Source organism: Jannaschia sp. W003, assembly GCF_025144335.1.
In the GTDB taxonomy this organism is placed as follows: domain Bacteria; phylum Pseudomonadota; class Alphaproteobacteria; order Rhodobacterales; family Rhodobacteraceae; genus Jannaschia.
The window spans coordinates 32501-47463 of sequence record NZ_CP083539.1 but is presented as its reverse complement, the minus strand read 5'-3'; the positions used below and the strand labels follow the sequence as shown (position 1 = coordinate 47463).

Annotated in this window: 14 protein-coding genes (1 of these 14 cut by a window edge); 7 read left to right on the top strand and 7 right to left on the bottom strand. The window is 74.2% G+C overall.

Translation table 11 applies throughout. The features are described 5' to 3' along the window. Positions 1 to 2: 2 nt before the first annotated feature. The 5 genes from K3554_RS00225 to K3554_RS00205 are packed head-to-tail and all read right to left on the bottom strand — an operon-like array spanning position 3 to position 5913. Positions 3 to 863: a methyltransferase domain-containing protein gene (locus tag K3554_RS00225; RefSeq protein ID WP_259942180.1), complete on the bottom strand. Its 861-nt coding sequence runs from the start codon at positions 861 to 863 to the stop codon at positions 3 to 5. Continuing rightward, positions 860 to 1405, bottom strand: a complete 546-nt coding sequence (locus tag K3554_RS00220) for a sarcosine oxidase subunit gamma (RefSeq protein WP_259942177.1) — start codon at positions 1403 to 1405, stop codon at positions 860 to 862. The genes K3554_RS00225 and K3554_RS00220 overlap by 4 nt, the downstream gene beginning before the upstream one ends. Next, positions 1398 to 4406, bottom strand: coding sequence for a sarcosine oxidase subunit alpha family protein (locus K3554_RS00215; RefSeq protein ID WP_259942175.1), 3009 nt, complete (start codon positions 4404 to 4406; stop codon positions 1398 to 1400). Before K3554_RS00215 ends, K3554_RS00220 begins: the two co-directional genes overlap by 8 nt. Next, positions 4403 to 4663, bottom strand: a complete 261-nt coding sequence (locus K3554_RS00210; protein WP_259942173.1) for a sarcosine oxidase subunit delta — start codon at positions 4661 to 4663, stop codon at positions 4403 to 4405. Before K3554_RS00210 ends, K3554_RS00215 begins: the two co-directional genes overlap by 4 nt. Next, positions 4663 to 5913 carry a sarcosine oxidase subunit beta family protein gene (locus K3554_RS00205; protein WP_259942171.1) on the bottom strand — a complete coding sequence of 417 codons (1251 nt, stop codon included), beginning with the start codon at positions 5911 to 5913 and terminating at the stop codon, positions 4663 to 4665. Before K3554_RS00205 ends, K3554_RS00210 begins: the two co-directional genes overlap by 1 nt. 147 nt (positions 5914 to 6060) lie before the next feature. Between K3554_RS00205 and K3554_RS00200 the strand changes: the two genes are divergently transcribed. The 7 genes from K3554_RS00200 (at position 6061) to K3554_RS00170 (ending at position 13613) form a co-directional block, all read left to right on the top strand. Further along, complete coding sequence (locus tag K3554_RS00200; protein WP_259942169.1) at positions 6061 to 7035, top strand: dipeptidase; 975 nt, start codon at positions 6061 to 6063, stop codon at positions 7033 to 7035. A 29-nt stretch (positions 7036 to 7064) separates the two neighbouring features. After that, on the top strand, positions 7065 to 8675 hold the full coding sequence (locus K3554_RS00195) for a hypothetical protein (RefSeq protein ID WP_259945716.1): 1611 nt from the start codon (positions 7065 to 7067) through the stop codon (positions 8673 to 8675). Next, complete coding sequence (locus K3554_RS00190) at positions 8672 to 9226, top strand: DUF3726 domain-containing protein (RefSeq protein WP_259942166.1); 555 nt, start codon at positions 8672 to 8674, stop codon at positions 9224 to 9226. The genes K3554_RS00195 and K3554_RS00190 overlap by 4 nt, the downstream gene beginning before the upstream one ends. Before the next feature lie 58 nt (positions 9227 to 9284). Next, on the top strand, positions 9285 to 10292 hold the full coding sequence (locus K3554_RS00185) for an Ldh family oxidoreductase (protein ID WP_259942163.1): 1008 nt from the start codon (positions 9285 to 9287) through the stop codon (positions 10290 to 10292). Between the two features lie 128 nt (positions 10293 to 10420). After that, positions 10421 to 11413: an ABC transporter substrate-binding protein gene (locus K3554_RS00180; protein WP_259942161.1), complete on the top strand. Its 993-nt coding sequence runs from the start codon at positions 10421 to 10423 to the stop codon at positions 11411 to 11413. Positions 11414 to 11508: 95 nt separating this feature from the next. Next, a complete protein-coding gene (locus tag K3554_RS00175) occupies positions 11509 to 12555 on the top strand; it encodes a proline/glycine betaine ABC transporter permease (RefSeq protein ID WP_259942157.1) in 1047 nt (348 codons plus the stop codon). Further along, positions 12552 to 13613, top strand: a complete 1062-nt coding sequence (locus K3554_RS00170; RefSeq protein ID WP_259942155.1) for a glycine betaine/L-proline ABC transporter ATP-binding protein — start codon at positions 12552 to 12554, stop codon at positions 13611 to 13613. The genes K3554_RS00175 and K3554_RS00170 overlap by 4 nt, the downstream gene beginning before the upstream one ends. A gap of 15 nt (positions 13614 to 13628) precedes the next feature. On the opposite strand, the gene K3554_RS00165 is transcribed toward K3554_RS00170, so the two are convergent. Together K3554_RS00165 and K3554_RS00160 are read right to left on the bottom strand one after the other, a co-directional pair. After that, entirely contained in the window at positions 13629 to 14480 is an 852-nt protein-coding gene (locus tag K3554_RS00165) for a metallophosphoesterase (RefSeq protein WP_259942154.1), read from the bottom strand. Beyond that, on the bottom strand, positions 14480 to 14963 hold the 3' portion of the coding sequence (locus tag K3554_RS00160) for a diacylglycerol kinase family protein (protein ID WP_259942152.1). The gene runs 476 nt beyond the window's last position; only the last 484 of its 960 coding nucleotides appear in the window; the start codon falls outside the window, past its right edge — the gene reads right to left on this strand; the stop codon is at positions 14480 to 14482. The genes K3554_RS00165 and K3554_RS00160 overlap by 1 nt, the downstream gene beginning before the upstream one ends.

Below are 14963 nucleotides of genomic sequence, written 5' to 3'. Positions count from 1 at the left end.
CGTCACCGCGCCGCCGCCCCGATGCGACGAGGCGTCGCATCGGGGCGGCGCGCGACGAGGGCGGCGAAGTGGTGGACGCCGCGCAGCGTGCCCGCGCGCTCGCGGCGCCGGACCTCGCGGGCGAGGGCGGCGGCGTGGGCGGGGCCGATCTCGCCGCGCTCCATCATGTCCGCGGTGGCGGAATCCAGCCAGGGCATCATCGCGGCGGCGGTGCGGAGGGGGCGGGCGGCGCGGCCCGTCCACTCCACCGCGAAACCGATCCCGGCCAGCAGCGCGGGCAGGCGGGCCGCGATGCGCGGGGCGGTGACGCGGGCGCGCACGAAGCGGCGGGCGCAGGCCGCGAGGGGATCGCCCGCGCATTCGGCGAAGCGGGCGCGCGGGTAGTCGTTGTCGCAGACCGCGAGGCGTCCGCCGGGACGCAGCACGCGCCAGGCCTCGGACAGGAGCGGCGCGGGGTCGGCGACGTGCGAGAGCACGGTGTGCATCACCACCGCGTCGACGGTGCCGTCGCCGAAGGGCAGGGCCGTGCCGGTGGCGCGGGCGAAGCCGAGGTTGGGGTGCGCGGCGCCGCGCAGGCGGGCCTCGGCCAGGAGGCCGCGCGAGGGATCGAAGCCGATCGCGGTGGCGGGGGCGACGCGGGCGGCGAGGCGGCGGGTGATGGCGCCGGCGCCCGCGCCGACCTCGACCGCCAGTCCGCCCGGCGGCACCGCGAGGCGGTCGAGGTAGGCGGCCACGATGCGCTCCATCTCCGGCTCGGCCTGCCGGGCCTCCATGGAGTCGGCGGCGCGGCGCGCGAAGGCCGGGCCCCCGGCGTCGACGTCGCGGAAGGGGTCGCGGGCGAGGAGGGGCGGGGCGGCCGTCAAAGCGCCGCCACCATGGCCGCGAGGATCGCGTGGTGCACCGAGGCGGCCGAGGCGCGGGGCACCAGGAAGGCGACGCCGCCGCGGCGCAGGAGCACGTAGCACCCCGTGCGCTCGACCGCGGTGCGGGCGCCGAAGCCGGGCGTGGCGCGGCGCAGGTCGAGGGCGCAGAGGAGGTCGGTCGCCGCCTCCCACCCTTCGCCGTCGAGGTCGAGGCGCACGAAGGCGTCGGACTGCTCCACCGCGCGGAAGCCGGGCGCGAGGGCCTGTAGCTCGGCGGCGAGGCCGTGGCGGTGCGGCGTGCCGATGAGCCAGCGCCCGCGCCCGGCCCAGATCGCGCCGCGCTCCGCGGTGCCGGTCCAGCGGCCGGGGCCGGGCAGGGGCTCGCCCAACCAGGCGGCGAGGGGCGCGGCGTCGGCGTCGCAGCGCACGGCGAGGAGGGCCAGCGCGAGGTCGGGGCGCTCGCGCAAGGTGCAGGGGCCGACGGCGTGCTCCTGCGGCTCGGCGCCGCCAAGGGCGTGGGCGGGGTGGAGGGTGTCAGGCACGCAGGCGCTCCCCTTCGGGGTCGACGAAGCAGGGGTGGACGACCTCGACCTCGATCTCGGCGTCTCCGTCCACCGGGGACACGGCACGCATCCGCTCGCCGATGCGGTCGGCGCCGTTGTGGAGGAGGGCGAGGGCGATGGGGCGCCCGAGCGCGGGCGAGTGGCAGGCCGAGGTGACGTGGCCGCGGGCGTGGTCGGCATCCACGGGGCCGGTCTCGTTGAACAGATGGGCGCCGGCGGGCACGGGCTGCTCGGGGTCCACGGGCAGGAGACCCACGAGGCGGGGACCGGCGGCCGCGTCGGCGTGGATGCCGCGGCGGGCCATCGCGGCGCCGATGGCGTCGGGCTCCTTGGCGGCCACCATGCGGCCCAGCCCCAGCATGGCGGCGGTGGTGGTGCCGTCCAGCTCGGCGCCGGTGGCGTGGCCCTTCTCGATCCTGAGGACGTTGAGGGCCTCGACGCCGTAGGGCGTGGCGCCGAGATCGCTGCCTTCGGCCATCAGGCGCTCCATCAGGGCCTCGCCGTAGCGGGCGGGCACGGCGACCTCCCAGGCCAGCTCGCCCGAGAAGGAGATGCGGAACAGGCGGCCGGGGATGCCGCAGATGTCGGCCTCGGCGCAGCCCATGAAGGGGAAGGCCTCCGGCGCGAGGTCGGCGTCGGTGATGCGCTGAAGCAGCTCGCGGCTGCGGGGGCCGGCGACGGCGATCTGCGCCCACCCGTCGGTGGCAGGCACGAGCGTGACGTCCATGTCCGGGAACAGCCCCTGATGCGCGAACTCCATGTGGGCATAGACGGGGCCTGCGTTGGCGGTGGTTGTAGTGACGACGAAGTGCTCCGGCCCGAGGCGGGCGACGGTGCCGTCGTCCATGACCACGCCGTCCTCGCGCAGCATGAGGCCGTAGCGGCAGCGGCCCTCCTTCAGGGTGCCCATGCGGTTGGCGTAGAGGCGGTCGAGGAAGCGGGCCGCGTCCGGCCCCAGCACCTCGATCTTTCCCAAGGTCGAGCAGTCGCACAGGCCCACGGCCTCGCGCACCGCGCGGGCCTCGCGGTCCACGGACTCGCGCCAGTGGGTCTCGCCCGCCTCGGGGAACCACGCGGCGCGGAGCCAGAGGCCCGACTCCTGGAACGCGGCGCCGCGGGCCTCTGCCCAGCCGTGGGTGGGGGTGCGGCGCGTGGGGCGAAGGCCGGCGCCCACGCCGCGCCCGGCGAAGGCGCCGATGGCGACGGGCAGGTAGGGGGGGCGGACCGTGGTGGTGCCGATCTCGGGGATGCTCCGGCCGGTCAGGGCCGCCATCACCGCGAGGCCGCCCACGTTCGAGGTCTTGCCCGCGTCGGTGGCCATGCCGAGGGTGGTGTAGCGCTTGAGGTGCTCGGCGGCTTGGAAGCCCTCGCGCCAGGCGATCTCCACGTCCTTCACGGTGACGTCGTTCTGCTGGTCCAGGAAGCCGCGCTGGCAGCCCTCGACGAAGAAGAAGGCGCTCTGGCGCACGGGCGCGTCCTCGGCCCGGGGGATGGGCAGGGGCCTCGCGTCGCGGCCCATGTCGCCCAGGGCCTGGGCGGCGGCGCGGGTGCCGGTGGAGAGGGCGCCATGGGTCGAGAAGACGCCCGCCGCGGCGCCCGCCGCGGCGAGGCCCGGGGGCAGGGCGCCGCCGGGCACGAAGGCAGCGATGTGCTCGTCCCAGACGGGGCGCGCGCGGCCTACGGTGGCGAGGTGGAGGTTGGGGTTCCAGCCGCCCGCGACGCCGAGGGCGCCGCACTCGATGGGGCGCAGGGTGCCGTCGGATTGCCGGACGTGGATGAACGAGAGGCCCCGGCGGCCGTCGGTCTCCATCACGCGGGCGCCGCGGATCACCTCGAAGTCGCGCGAGCGGGGCGCGTCCTCGCGCACGTCCACCACGGCGGCGACGCGGACGCCGGCCTCGTGGAGGTCCTGCGCCGCCCTGTGTCCGTCGTCGTTGGTGGTGAAGAACGCGACCCGGCGGGCCGGGGCGGCGGCCCAGCGGACGGCGTAGGCGCGCAAGGCGGAAGCGGTCATGATGCCGGGGCGGTCGTTGTTCTCGAAGGCGAGGGGTCGCTCGGTGGCGCCGGCGCACAGGAGGGCGCGGGCGGCGCGGATGCGCCAGAGGATCTGGCGGGGCTTGCCCTCGGGCAGGCGGGCCACGTGGTCGCCGCAGCGTTCCAGGGCGGCGTGCAGGCCGCCGTCGAAGGTGCCCACGGCGGCGGTGCGGGGCATGAGGCGGACGTTCGGCAGGCTCGCCAGCTCGGCCAAGGCGCCGGCGGCCCAGTCCATTGCGGCGCCGTTCTCGACGCTGCGGGTCTCGTGGAGGAGCGCGCCGCCCATCTCGGAGTCCTCGTCGAGAAGGATCGTGCTCGCGCCGGCGCGCGCGGCGGTGAGGGCCGCCATGAGGCCCGCGGGGCCGGCGCCGATCACGAGGAGGTCGCAGTGGAGCCAGCCGCGGTCGTAGAGCGAGGGGTCCGGCTTGCCCGACAGGCGCCCGAGGCCGGCGGCGCGGCGGATCAGCGGCTCGTAGACCCGCTCCCAGAAGGGGCGGGGCCACATGAAGGTCTTGTAGTAGAAGCCCGCGCCGAGCAGCGGCGCGAAGAGGTCGTTCACGGCCATGAGGTCGAAGGCGAGCGAGGGCCAGCGGTTCTGGGATCGCGCCTCCAGCCCGTCGAACAGCTCGGCGGTGGTGGCGCGGGCGTTGGGGTCGGCGTGCGCGCCGCGCCCGAGGGTGACGAGGGCGTTGGGCTCGGCCGAGGAGGCGGTGAGGGGGCCGCGGGGGCGGTGGTACTTGAACGAGCGGCCCATGAGGCGGACGCCGTTGGCGAGGAGCGCCGAGGCGAGGGTGTCGCCCGCGAAGCCGCCGTAGGAGGTGCCGTCGAACGAGAAGCGCAGGGGCCGCGCGCGGTCGATGCGCCCGCCCGCGAGGCGGTTCGGCTGGCGGCGCGCGGGGTCGGAGCGGTCCGGGCCGCGCCTCGGGGGCTCGGGCGGCGCCGTCATCGGGGCGCCCCGCGGGCGAGGCGCACGGCGTGGATCTCGTGGGTGGTGGTGTCGCGCTCCACCACGAGGAGCGAGCGGTCGCCCATCTCGTGCAGCCACAGCTCCCGGTGCCGTCCCGCGGGGTTGTCGCGGAGATAGACGTAGTCGGCCAGCGCCTCGACGTCGCCGTCTTCGGGGCGCCGGAGGAGGGCGGCGTCGCCCATGAAGGTGAACTCCGAGGCGTCGCGCGGCCCGAGCAGGGGGTGGTCGATCAGCATCAGTGCCTCATGGGATGGGGGCCGGCGCCCCGCTCGTCGATGGTGGCGCCCCGCGCGAAGCGGTCGAGGCGGAAGGGCGCCGCGACGGGATGCGCCTCGCCGGTGGCGAGGAGGTGGGCGAAGCACATGCCCGAGGCGGGCGTGGCCTTGAAGCCGCCGTAGCACCAGCCGCCGTTGAAGAAGAGGCCGTCCACGGGCGTGCGGTCGATGATGGGCGAGCCGTCCATGCTCATGTCCATGATCCCGCCCCACATCCGCAGGACGCGGGCGCGGGAGATGGCGGGGATCATGGAGGCGCCCTCCTCGCAGACGTCCTCCACGATGGGGAGGTTTCCGCGCTGCGCATAGGAGTTGTAGCCGTCGATGTCGCCGCCGAAGACCAGCCCGCCCTTGTCGCTCTGCGAGCAGTAGAAGTGGCCGGCGCCGAAGGTGACGACGTGGGGCAGGATGGGCTTGAGGCCTTCCGTGACGAAGGCCTGAAGCACGTGGCTCTCGATCGGCAGGCGGATCCCCGCCAGCGCCATGACCTCGCCCGAGCGCCCCGCCACGGCGACGCCGGTGCGCCCCGCTTCGATGGGGCCGCGGGTGGTCTCGACGCCGAGGCAGCGGCCGCCCCGGATGCGGAAGCCGGTGACCTCGCAGTCCTCGATCACGTCCACGCCCGCGCGGTCGGCGGAGCGGGCGTAGCCCCAGGCCACCGCGTCGTGGCGCACCGTGCCGCCGCGGCGCTGGAGGAGGCCACCGCGGATCGGGAAGCGGGCGCCGTCGAAGCCGAGGTAGGGGAACTCGCGGCGCAGCTCGGCCTCGCTCAGCAACTCGGCGTCGGCGCCGGCGAGGCGCATGAGGTTGCCGCGGCGGCGGAAGCTGTCGACCTGCGCGTCCGTGTGCGCGAGGTTCAGCACGCCGCGCTGCGAGACCATGGCGTTGTAGTTGAGGTCCTGCTCCAGCCGCTCCCACAGCTGCAGCGAGGCCTCGTAGAAGGGCACGTTCGCCTCGCGCCCGTAGTTGGAGCGGATGATCGTGGTGTTGCGCCCGACGTTGCCCTGGCCCACCAGACCGCGCTCCAGCACGGCGACGCGGCGGATGCCGTGGACGCGGGCCAGGAAGTGCGCGGTGGCCAGCCCGTGGCCGCCGCCGCCCACGACGACGACGTCGTAGGCCGGGCGCGGCTCGGCGCGGCGCCAGGCCGGGCGCCATCCACGGTGTCCGCGGAGCGCCTCGCGCAGGAGCCGCCATCCCGAGTAGTCCATTCCCGTCCCCCTTCCCCGCAGACTACGGCGCCCGCCGCATCCCGCAAGGGCGGATCGGCGAGGGGGGAGGGACCGGGCCCGCGCGCGGTCCATAAGTGTTTGACGGAAGCGGACGGGGGCACCACTACTTCCCGCAGGGGAGGCGGGATGCGGATCGACGGGCTCCAGTACGCGAACTGGTCGGAGCGCATCTTCCGCGAGATGCGCGCGGGCGGCGTGGACGCGGTGCACGTCACGGTGGCCTACCACGAGACCTTCCGCGAGACGGTGCTGCAGCTGGAGGCGTGGAACCGCCGGTTCGAGCGCCACGGGGACCTCCTCCTGCGGGGGCGCACCGCCGCCGACATCGACCGGGCGCGAGAGACGGGGCGGACGGCCATCTTCTTCGGTGCCCAGAACCCCAGCCCGATCGAGGACGACATCGGGCTCGTGGAGGTGCTGCACGACCTCGGGCTGCGCTTCATGCAGCTGAGCTACAACAACCAGTCGCTGCTCGCGACGGGATGCTACGAGGCCGAGGACCCCGGCATCACCCGGATGGGCCGCGCGGTGATCGCGGAGATGAACCGGGTCGGCATGGTGGTGGACATGAGCCATTCCGCCGACCGCTCCACGATCGAGGCCGCCGAGATCAGCGCGCGGCCCATCGCGATCACCCACGCCAACCCCAGCGCGTGGCACCCGGCCCGGCGCAACAAGTCGGACGCGGTGATCCGCGCGGTGACGGAGCGCGGGGGCATGCTGGGCTTCTCGCTCTACCCGCATCACCTGGTGGGCGGCTCGGACAGCACGCTGGAGGGCTTCTGCGCGATGGTCGCCGGGTGCGCCTCGGCCTACGGCGTGGAGCATCTCGGGATCGGCTCGGACCTGTGCCAGGACCAGCCCGACAGCGTGGTCGAGTGGATGCGGACGGGGCGCTGGACCAAGGAGGTGGACTACGGCGAGGGCTCGGCCGCCGCGCCGGGCTTCCCGCCGATGCCGGGGTGGTTCCGGGACAACCGGGACTGGGACCGGATCGATGAGGGGCTGACCGCTGCCGGGCTGGACCCGTCCGAGGTCGCCGCGGTGATGGGCGGCAACTGGCACCGGTTCTTCGCCGCTAGCTTCGGGCCGGCGGCGTGACCGCGGCGCTGCGCGATCCGGGCGAGGTGATGCGCCTGAGCCGGCTCGGCAGCCTGCACCAGTGCCGCCTGAGCTTCATGCGCCAGCTCACGCGCCGCATGGCCGCGGAAGGCTGGCGCTTCGAGCGGCGCGAATGGGCGGTGGGCGCGAATGGGACAGGCCACGCGGTCCTCTGCGCCCACGGGCCGGAGCGGAGCTATTCGCTGGTCGCCTTCGCCCACGACCTGCCCGACGCGGCGCGCTCGGACCGGGTGATCGCCGAGGCCTGGGACACGACCTTCGCGCTGCACGACGGGGTGCCCGACGCGGATGCGGTGGCGCGGCTGGCGGGCAACGTGCCGCGTCAGGAGGCGGGGCGGGTCGAGGAGACCGAGCTGTGCCTGAGCCGGGCCAACCGCTCCGTGCGGCTGTGGGAGCACGTGGTGGGGGCACTGGCGGCGGGGCGGCAACCCGACCCGGCGCAGCTGGACGCCGTGGGCTACCTGATGCGGACCACGGCCGTCTACGGGTCGGGCAAGTTCGGCGCCGCCGACCGGGAGCGGATCGCCGGGCGCCCCGAGATGGCGGCGCCGTTCCAGGCCGAGATGCTGTGCGTCTACCTGATCCGCGCCTTCGTGCGCGACCTCGTGGAGCACCATGCGCGGATGCGCGGCCCCGATGCGGTGCCGCTCGATCCGGCGCTGGCGCGGCGGCTGGGGATCGGCAACTCCACCGGCCTCGGCATGGCGCCGTTCCTTGTGAACCACCCCGAGCTGGTGTCGCACTGGGTGGCGGCGCGCGAGGCGGCGGCGGCGCGGGTGCGCTCGGTGCGGCGGGCCACGGAGGCGGAAGTGGCGCTGTTCCGCGACGTGCTGGCGCGGGCGGCGGAGGGGGTGGCGCTGTGGCGCTCGGACCATCCGTTGCAGCAGGGGAAGCTGGAGCGGCTGCGGGCCGACATGGATGCGCTCCGCGCGCGGGCCGCGGCGCCCTTCGGCGCGCGTCCCTGGGACGCGCTGGTGCGCTGGGGCGAGGGCGCCATGAGCGAGGAGGGGCAGGAGATGCTCGTCTCGCTGATGCTGGAGCCCTACCCGCGGTTGGTGGACCCGCTGGGGCCGGCCATGGCCTGCGCGCGCCCGGCCGTGAACCGCATCGACGGGGGCATGCCGGTGGGCGCGCTGCGCCGGCGCCTGCGCGAGCGCTTCGGCTGGGCGGAAGGCACCGACTGGGACGACCCCTCGGCCTGCGCGCGCGTGTGGTACGTGTCCGAGGAGAAGCTGGAGCCACGCCTGGGCGAGCGCCACGCCGAGCCGCTGGAGCCCTACGAGCAGCCCCTCGCGCCCGCGCGCGACGCCTGGGCCGCCCTGCGCGCCCTGGAGGCCTGGGACGACCGCGCGCCGGTGGCGGGGTTCCTCCTGGCCCATCCCGAGCACCGCCACACGGTGCGCCGCGCCCAGCTCCACGCGCCCTACGGCGAGCTGCGCGGCAACACCATCGCCGCCGACCTGCTGCCCATCGACATGCTGCGCGCCAAGCTCAGCTTCTTCGGCGCCACGCGCTTCGACCCGCGCTCCGACCGCTGGGTGCGCATCTGCCTGTTCCCCCACGCCCCCTACCCGGAGGAGATCCACGCCATGGACCCCGACCGATGGATCTACGGATGAGCCGCAGCATGGGCGAGACGGCGGCGCTGGCGGTGCGGGCGACGCGGGGGGCGGGACGGTCCTGGGGCCTGGCCGAGGAGGCGGGGCGCGCGGTGCGCTGGCTCTCGGCCCACGGGCGCGACGGGGTGGGCGCGCTCCGGCGCAACCTCGAGGGGCGCAACTGCGCGCTGATCACGGGCTGCGCGCTGGCCGACGGGGCGCGCGACCTCGGGCGCGACGGGGTGTGGTTCGACGGCATCGAGATCGAGCTGCTGCTGCCCTTCGCCGCCGACGCGGCCCTCGCGCGGGGCGGCACGGTCTCGGTGGACTGGGAGGGCGGGCACGCCACCACCGACGGCGACGTGCTGTGCATGGAGGGCGCGGCGCCGGGCCGCGGCAAGGTCCACGTGCGGCCGGGCGGCTCGGTCGGGCCGGCGGGGCCGCGCCTGTTCCGGGTCGAGCCGGACCCCTGCGACTGGGCCGCGCTGGAGGATCTGGCGGCGCGCACCTACGCGCCGGCCACGGAAGGCTCGCGCGCCGGGGCCGGGGCGGGGACGCGCGACGACGACTAGGCGGGGCTTGCGTTCGGGCGCCGCGGCCGGTCCCCTGCGCCGAGCAGGGAGACACGCCATGAGCCACCGCACCTTGAGCCTCGACGAGATCGAGGCGCTCGCCTTCCGCGCCCTGCGCGGCGCCGGCACCAACGAGGCCGCCGCCCGTGCGCTCGCCCGCGCCACCGCCGACACCGAGGCGATGGGGGTCGCCTCGCACGGGCTGGCCTACGTGCCGACCTATTGCGAGCACGTCCGCTGCGGCAAGGTGGACGGCGCGGCGGAGCCGGAGGTGACGCGGCCCCGCCCGGCGATGCTGGTGGCGGATGCCCGGCGCGGCTTTGCCCATCCGGCCATCGCGGCGGGGTTCGAGCGGCTGGTGCCGCTCGCGCGCGAGCAGGGGCTGGCGGGCCTCGCGATCCGCGAGAGCTACAATTGCGGCGTGCTGGGCGTGCACACGGCGCGGCTGGCGCGCGAGGGGCTGCTGGGCTTGGGGTTCACCAACGCGCCCGCATCCATCGCGCCCTCGGGCGGGGCCGCGCCGGTGGTGGGCACCAATCCCGTCTCGATGGCGGTGCCGGGGGGCGAGGGCGGGGCGCCGGCGTTCCTCGTGGACCAGTCGGCCAGCGCGATCGCCAAGTCCGAGGTGATGAAGCACGCCCGCGAGGGCAGGCCGATCCCGGAAGGGTGGGCGCTGGATGCGGACGGCAACCCCACGACCGACCCGGACGAGGGGCTGCGGGGCTCGATGGCCCCGTCGGGAGGATACAAGGGCGTCGGGCTGGGGCTGATCGTGGAGGTCATGGCCGCGGCGCTGCCCGGCGCGCTGCTGGGCATCGACGCCTCGCCGTTCTCGGGGACGGCGGGAGGGCCGCCGCGCACGGGGCAGTTCTTCCTCGCCATCGACCCCGCGGCGCCCGGTGGGGCGTTCGGGGAGCGGGTCGCCGCCCTGGCCGAGGCGGTGCGCGGGCAGGGGGGGCGGCTGCCCGGCGACGGACGCGCGGCGAAGGCGCGGGCGGCTCGCGCGGAGGGGGTGGCTGTGGCGGAGGCGACGCTGGCCAAGGTGGAGGCCCTCGCGGGCGCGTGAGGGCGGCGCGCCGAAACCCCTGTGGCGATTCGGCGTTGGGTATGTTCAAAACGACGTGGAACGGCCGGGAACCGGCCACGCGCGGCACACTCGCGCCGCGTGCAGAAGTCCAACGGGAGACGACACGCATGAAGATGAGAACGACGCTTCTCGCGGCGGCGGCGACGCTGCCCCTGACCCTCGGCGCCAGTGCCGCCCTTGCCGACGCGCACGCCGGCGAATGCGGCGAGGTCTCGATCACGGAGATGAACTGGGCCTCCTCGGCCGTGGTCACCGCCGTGGCGAAGTTCCTGATGGAGCAGGGCTACGGCTGCGAGGTGAACACCATCCCCTCGTCCACCAACCCGGCCATTACCTCCGTCGCCGAGACCGGCGAGCCGGACATCCTGACCGAGCTGTGGGTGAACGCCGCGCCCGTCTACGACCGCCTCGCGGCGGAAGGAAAGGTGGAGCCCCTGACCGAGGTCCTGTCGGACGGCGGCATCGAGGGCTGGTGGATCCCCACCTACCTCGCCGAGGCGCACCCCGAGCTGACGACGTTGGAAGGCGTGCTGGCCAACCCCGAGCTGGTCGGCGGCCGCTTCCACCAGTGCCCCGACGGCTGGGCCTGCAAGACCGTGAACATGAACAACCTCGCCGCCGCGGGCACCGAGGAGGCCGGCATCGAGACCTTCGTGCACGGCTCGGGCGAGACCATGGCGACCTCGATCGCCGCGGCCTACGGGGACGAGGAGCCGTGGTTCGGCTACTACTGGGCGCCGACCAGCGTGCTGGGCAAGTACCCGATGACGCTGGTGGACGTGGGCGAGTTCGATGCCGAGGCCCACGAGTGCAACGCCCTCGACCCGTGCCCGGACCCCGAGCTGTCGGCCTACCCGCGCGGCAAGGTGCTGACCGTGGTCACGGCCGACTTCCGGGACTCGAACCCCGAGGTCACGGAGCTGATGCGCAACGTGCAGTTCACGAACGCGCAGATGGGCGAGGTCCTGGCCTGGCAGGAGGAGAACAGCGCCTCCGCCGAGGAGGCCGCGGTGTACTTCCTGACCAACTACCCCGACGTGTGGCCGAACTGGCTGAACGACGCGGCGCGCGAGAAGCTCGCGGGCCTGATCCAGCAGTAGGCTGAACGGAAGCGCGGGCCGGGACTTCCCGGCCCGCACTCCATCCGGGCGCCCCTGCGGCGCGCCCCATCCCCCCGAAGCGAGGGACGACACGAATGGCATTCTACGACGGCGTGTTCGACGCGCTCGGGCTGCGCAGCTGGTGCGACGCGGCCGAGGCGGGCGGACCCATGAGCATGGCGGAGCTGCTGGCCCGCAACTCCGGCGGCGGCGGCACGGCCGCGGTGGCGGACGCGGGGCCGGTGCTGCCCTTTCCCTCGCTCGACGAGCTGCACAAGTCCTGCGACGCGATCCCGCGCACGCGCGAGATGACCTCGGGCGTGGAGGACGCGTTCCTGGCCGCCAAGGACGGGCTGAAGCTGGTGCTCGACCCGATCACGCAGCCCCTGTCGTGGATGCTGGACGGGGCGCTGGAGCTGTTCACCTGGCTGCCTTGGTGGGTGCTGATCCCCGGCCTGATCCTCCTGACGTGGTACGTCAGCCGCGCGGTCGGCGTGACCGTGTTCGTGGCGCTGTCGTTCCTCTTCCTGGGCGCGATCGACCACCTCGACGTGGCGATCCAGACCCTGTCGATCATCTTCGTGTGCACGGGCCTCTGCGTGCTGCTCGGCGTGCCCATCGGCATCGCCATGTCCAAGAACGACGGCCTGCAGCGCGCCACGATCCCGGTGCTGGACCTGCTCCAGACCCTGCCGAGCTTCGTCTACCTGATCCCGCTGATCTTCCTGTTCTCGGTCACCGAGTCCAAGCTCTACGGCATCGCCATCATCCTCTACGCCATCGTTCCGGTCGTGCGCCTGACCGACCTCGGCATCCGGCTCGTGGACCGCGACGTGATCGAGGCCGCCGACGCCTTCGGCATGACGCCGCGCCAGAAGCTGTGGAAGGTGGAGGTGCCCCTCGCCCTGCCCAACATCATGGCGGGCGTGAACCAGACCATCATGATGAGCCTCGCCATGGTCGTGATCGCCTCGCTGGTCTCCGCACCCGGATTGGGCGTGCTGGTCCTGCGCGGCATCCGCAACCTGGAGCTGGGCGTGGGCCTCGTGGCCGGCCTCGGGATCGTGCTGCTGGCGGTCATGCTCGACCGGGCCTCCAAGGCGGCGCTGGCCCGCGTCGATGTGTCGAGGAGCGTGAAATGAAGGGTGACCGCAGCAAGGGGCCGCAGGTCCGCATCGACGGCCTCTACAAGATCTTCGGGCCGCGCTCCGTCGAGATGATGGACCATGTCCGCGCGGGCATGGGCAAGCCGGAGCTCCTGGCCGAGCACAACCACGTGCTGGGCCTGCAGGACATCAACGTCGACATGTACCGCGGCGAGATCACCGTGGTGATGGGCCTGTCGGGGTCCGGCAAGTCGACGCTGATACGGCACCTCAACCTCCTGATCGAGCCCACCGCGGGCGCGGTCGTGGTCGAAGGTACCGACGTCACCCACCTCGACACCGAGCAGCTGCGCGAGATGCGGCGCACCAAGATGTCGATGGTGTTCCAGAAGTTCGCGCTCCTGCCCCACCGCTCCGTGCTGGAGAACGCGGCCATGCCGCTCGAGGTGCGCGGCGTGGACAAGGCCGAGCGCGAGGCGGAGGGCGCCAAGTGGCTCGCCCGCGTCGGCCTCGCGGGCTACGAGGACCGCTATCCGCACCAGCTCTCGGGCGGGATGCAGCAGCGGGTGGGCATCGCCCGCGCGCTGACCTCGAACTCCGACATCATGCTGATGGACGAGGCGTTCTCGGCGCTCGATCCCCTGATCCGCACCGACATGCAGGACCTCCTGCTGGAGCTGCAGGACGAGCTGCACAAGACCGTGGTGTTCATCACCCACGACCTCGACGAGGCGCTGAAGCTCGCCGACCATCTGGTGATCCTGAACGACGGGGCGGTGGTGCAGCAGGGCGAGCCGCAGGACATCCTGCTCAATCCGGCGGACCCCTACATCGAGGATTTCGTCAGCGACATCAACCGCGCCCGCGTGCTGCGCGTGCGTTCGGTGATGCACCACGAGCCCACGGGGCGCGAGGTGGCCGGCGACGTGGACGCCAATGCGACGCTGGAGTCGCTGATCGCGGAGTCGGGCGGCGAGACCGATCGGGCCTACCGCGTGGTCTCGAACGGCGAAGTGGTGGGCGAGATCGACATGGCCGATCTGGTCCGCGCCTTGGTGCCGCGGGTCTCCGAGGGGGCCGCGCGGGCGAGCTGACGGCCCCGGCGGGCGCTACGAGGCGCCCGCCCCCAGCTTCCAGTCCACCGAGCGGCCCGCCTCGCGCACGGCGCGCTCGCGGCGCCAGCCCTCGGGCATGGCGAGGTAAGGGTGGGACTCGATCTGCGCGAAGGCCCCGTCCTCACCGGCCACCATGCGGCGCACGTCGATGCGCGGGTGGTCCAGCTCCAGCACCGCGTACTCGTTGGCAGACCCGCGCAGACGGTTCGAGAGGCCCGTGCCGACGTGGACCTGCAGCGTCTCGCGCCCGCCCTCGCGGGTCACGAAGGGTTCCACCAGCCAGGCGTGCAGGTGGCCCGAGAGGATCACGTGGGGCCCGGCCTCGGCCCAGAGTCGCAGGGCGGCGGGCGCGCCGCGCATCAGCTTCTTCTCGATCTCCTCGCCGTGGTGGAACGGGTGGTGGGCCATCACGACCACGGTGCGGCGGCCCCGCTCCGCGCGGATCGTCTTGGCCACGCGCTCGCGTTGGCGGCGGTCCACGCGGCCGCGCTGGTGCGACCACGGATCGGTGGTGTCGACGCCGAGGATCACGGCCGTGTCTGTCTCGTGGCGCGGCTCGGGGTCCTCGGCGATCCAGCGGCGGTAGGGGGCGAGGGCGTCGGTCCAGCGCAGGGGGAGGTTGAGGAGCGGGATGTCGTGGTTGCCGGGCACCGCGAGCCACGGCGCGGGCAGGGAGTCGACGAAGGCGCGGGCGGGGCGGAACTGCGAGGCGCGGGCGCGCTGCACGAAGTCGCCGGCCACCAGCACGAGGTCGGGCTGCTCGGCGCGGATCGACTGGAGGAGGCGCGCGGGCACGCCGTCGTCGACCCGCCCGAAGTGGAGGTCCGCGATCAGGGCGACGCGCATCACGCCGCCTCCGGCAGGGGAGCCTCGGACGGGGCGATCACCTCGAGTGCGTCCGTCAGCGCGCGGAAGCGGTAGGGGCCGCGCATCCGCTCGCGCTCGCCGTCGCGGGCCACGAGGCGGTTGGGGCGCGCGGTCTCGATCAGGATCTCCCGCCCCGTGACGAGGCGGTAGTCCACGCCGCGCCGCATGCGCCCCGCCATGACCCGCAGCGCCAGCCACAGGAGCTGGAGGCGGCCCACGTCGGGGGCGAGGAACAGGGCGAGCTCGCCCCGGCGCACGGCGTCCACGCCCTCGAAGCCGTACTGCTCGAGCTGGTATGCGCAGGTGGCCACGAAGGCCATCGGCGAGCGCATCCGCTCGGGCGGGCGCCCGTCCACGGATATGGCCATGTGGAGGGGACGGTAGAGCGTGGCCATCGCGGTGATCACCGACCAGTAGGCGGCGAGGCGCGAGCGGCCCCAGCGCTTGTAGGTGGTCTCGCGC